The organism is Arthrobacter sp. B0490 (assembly GCF_002929355.1).
In the GTDB taxonomy this organism is placed as follows: domain Bacteria; phylum Actinomycetota; class Actinomycetes; order Actinomycetales; family Micrococcaceae; genus Arthrobacter_D.
In genome coordinates, this window is record NZ_PJIR01000077.1 from 1 (window position 1) to 714 (window position 714).

Sequence of the window (714 nt, forward strand, 5' to 3'; positions counted from 1 at the left end):
ATGTTGAGCCGGGTGAGTCGGTGGAGCAGTGCGTCGCACGCGAGGTAAGAGAAGAAGTCGGTGTGGCCATTCATGCGCCGCAGTACATCGCCAGCCAGGGCTGGCCGTTTCCCCATTCCCTCATGCTCGGGTTCCACGCGGAATATGCCGGTGGCGATATCGTGCTGCAGCCCGAGGAAATCGAGGATGCCCGTTGGTTCGCCATCGACAACCTGCCGGCGTTGCCCGCGCGCCAATCCATCGCCCGCTATCTGATCGAGCTTTATCTGTCCCGTTGGCTAGGCCACCCCGAACCAGTGTTGCCAGGCTAGCCGCAGACTCATCGCCAGTACTACCAGAATGAATACCGGACGGATGAACCGCGAGCCACCGCGGATCGCCGTGCGCGCGCCGAAGTAGGCCCCTGCCATCAAGGCCAGCCCCATCCCAATGCCCAGCACCCAGGCGACGTGGCCGCCGATTATGAATACTGCAAGCGCCATGGCATTGCTGACGAAATTCATCGTCCGCGCCACGCCGCTCGCTCTCAGCAGGTCGAGCGGGTAGAGCAGCATGCTGCTGACCGTCCAGAACGCACCGGTGCCAGGCCCGGCCACTCCATCGTAGAAACCGAGCGAAAGGCTCTGTGGCCACTGTCGCTTGCGCCCGATCGGCGCCGCATCGTTGCTCGACCGGGTGGGCATGTGGCTGAACAGCAGGTAGATGCCGCAGGCA

General features: G+C 63.4%; 2 protein-coding genes. One reads left to right on the forward strand and one right to left on the reverse strand.

Going from position 1 to position 714, the window contains the following annotated elements:
- A partial coding sequence (locus tag CXQ97_RS20825) for an NUDIX domain-containing protein (protein WP_146069737.1) occupies positions 1-311 on the forward strand: 311 nt, incomplete at its 5' end.
- Here the strand turns inward: CXQ97_RS20825 and CXQ97_RS20830 are convergent.
- A partial coding sequence (locus CXQ97_RS20830; RefSeq protein ID WP_181035158.1) for a TSUP family transporter occupies positions 279-714 on the reverse strand: 436 nt, incomplete at its 5' end. The two genes, CXQ97_RS20825 and CXQ97_RS20830, sit on opposite strands and share 33 nt — an antisense overlap.